The organism is Barnesiella sp. CU968, from assembly GCF_905219685.1.
Taxonomy (GTDB): domain Bacteria; phylum Bacteroidota; class Bacteroidia; order Bacteroidales; family Muribaculaceae; genus Lepagella; species Lepagella muris_A.
Map to the genome: position 1 here is coordinate 1 of NZ_CAJMXD010000425.1, position 2,399 is coordinate 2,399.

Sequence of the window (2,399 nt, forward strand, 5' to 3'; positions counted from 1 at the left end):
CTTATTGTTGGGGAACGTCACACTCTTTATATATTCAAACACTTCATCTTCATTGGCGGCAGCGAGGGATTCCGGATCGGGAAAGCGCTCGAACAAGGCGGGAGTCACCATATTTATACGCTTGTCGGTGCATTGCGCCGACAGTATCACCGCCAATAAAAGATGAAACGGAGTGTCATAGTGCAACTCCGTTTTAGGTTCGGGCATAATCTCCTTGAAAATGGAAATTATGCCTTCATATCTTTGCCTTATTGTCATTTTTGGTTAAAGCAAGGTAACTATCATTAAACCCGACACTCCCTTATCTTGCCGATTCAAATTCGCGAAGGAATCGCACATCATTCTCGCTGAACATGCGGAGATCCTTGACCTTGTATTTGAGGTTGGTGATACGCTCTATACCCATACCGAACGCGTAGCCTGAATATACTTTAGAATCTATTCCGCAAGCATCAAGGACATTGGGATCGACCATGCCGCAACCGAGAATCTCTACCCAGCCGGTACCTTTGCAGAAGGCGCACCCTTTGCCGCCGCAGATATCGCAGGATATATCCATTTCAGCCGACGGCTCGGTGAAAGGGAAATATGACGGACGCAGACGGATCTTGGTTTCCGGACCGAACATCTGGCGTGCGAAACCGAGAAGCACCTGCTTAAGATCAGCAAAAGAGACATTCTTGTCGATATAAAGTCCCTCTACCTGATGGAAGAAACAATGGGCACGAGCTGAAATCGCCTCGTTGCGGTATACGCGACCCGGACAGACGATGCGGATCGGCGGCTGCGTTTTCTCCATCACGCGGGTCTGGACGGAAGAGGTATGTGTGCGCAAAAGGATATCCTTCGGATCGCGAGAAATGAAGAATGTGTCCTGCATGTCGCGCGCCGGATGGTCTGGCGGGAAATTAAGCGACTCGAACACATGCCAGTCATCCTCAATCTCCGGACCCTCGGCGATTGTGAAACCCATTCCGGCGAATATCCTCAGCATTTCATTCTTGACAAGCGAAAGCGGATGACGTGTGCCAAGTTCATAGGGTGTCGCCGTGCGGGTAAGATCGATGGCTTCGGCATCGGAATCGGCGGCAGTGGCGAACCCCTCTTTCAGAGATGCGATTTTTTCAGTGGCGTAATTCTTGAGTTCATTGATTTTCTGACCAAGTTCGCGCTTCATCTCTGCTGGCACTGTGCGAAAATCCACCATCAGCTGGGAGATACTCCCTTTTTTGCTCAGATATTTTATACGCAGTTCCTCAACCTCCTGAAGATTGGTGGCTACAGCCGCGTTGATTTCTTCCTTTATGGCGTTTATCTTTTCAAGCATAATATGTCGTTTGTTTTTTTACAGCTTAATTGCAACTCCCGCAAGCGAAATATTGCATATTCCATTTGCAAATTTACAAATTTTTATCGAATTTTCGATAATTAACACTCCAAGTTGTTATATTTGCAACACCTAATTATAAAATTAAGAAATATGGACAAAGAAAAAACTTGNAATTCACAGAACGGATGCCCCATAGTGTCCAAAGTATTGCCCGCGCTTTTAATCGCCGTCGGCATTACACTTCTCGGTATTTTCATCCGTAACGGACTTGGCGGAATATCATCCAACCAGCGGGTTGTGACCGTCCGTGGTCTCTGCGAACGAGAATTTGAAGCCAATAAGGTTACGTGGCCTATTGTCTCGAAGGCAATGGGAAATGACCTCACTGTGCTTTACAGTCAAATCGAATCTACAAACAACGCAATCACTTCATTTCTGAAATCAAACGGTATTCCGGAAAGCGAGTTTTCCGTCAATGCCCCGCAGGTCAACGACCTCCAGGCAGACAGATATGGCAACCAGACTGTGCCATACCGCTACATCGTCACAACAGTCGTGGTGGTGACTTCCTCTCAGGTCAAAAAGATAAACGAACTGATGGAGAAACAGACCCAGCTGATGCAACAGGGCATCGCCGTGGTTGCGGGCGACTACAATTATCAGACTCTCTATGAGTTTACCGATCTCAATAAAGTAAAGCCTGAAATGATTGCAGAAGCAACGAAGAATGCACGTGAGGCTGCAAATAAATTTGCGGAAGACTCGGAAAGCAGACTCGGAAAGATAAAGACCGCATCACAGGGACAGTTCTCGATTGAAGACCGCGACCAGTATACCCCCTATATCAAGCGCGTACGCGTAGTCTCTTCANTCCAGTATTACCTCAAAGACTGACAACACCCTGCGAATAACTGTTTTAAAAAGCATTCCTTAAAATATTTTGTTTGAAAAGAGGCTCCGGCGGAGCCTCTTTTCGAACAAAATATGAAGCAAAAAAAAATTGATTGTCGTCCCGACAACCAATCTTACGTTAACCTTAAAATCTAATACCATGAAAAACTCACTGCAA

General features: G+C 46.3%; 3 protein-coding genes. 1 reads left to right on the plus strand and 2 read right to left on the minus strand.

The features are described from left to right. Positions 1-258 (minus strand): endonuclease III (gene nth / locus JX312_RS12340; RefSeq protein ID WP_370541508.1); only part of this gene is annotated, 258 nt, incomplete at its 3' end. A gap of 43 nt (positions 259-301) precedes the next feature. Next, positions 302-1,327, minus strand: a complete 1,026-nt coding sequence (pheS, locus tag JX312_RS12345; RefSeq protein ID WP_123405209.1) for a phenylalanine--tRNA ligase subunit alpha — start codon at positions 1,325-1,327, stop codon at positions 302-304. A gap of 195 nt (positions 1,328-1,522) precedes the next feature. Between pheS and JX312_RS12350 the strand changes: the two genes are divergently transcribed. Continuing rightward, positions 1,523-2,224, plus strand: a complete 702-nt coding sequence (locus tag JX312_RS12350) for an SIMPL domain-containing protein (RefSeq protein ID WP_204458192.1) — start codon at positions 1,523-1,525, stop codon at positions 2,222-2,224. Positions 2,225-2,399: the final 175 nt, after the last annotated feature.

Coding starts and splice junctions, on each gene's coding strand:
- pheS (WP_123405209.1), bottom strand. CDS start 1,327: ATGCTTGAAAAGATAAACGCCATAAAGGAAGAAATCAACGCGGCTGTA.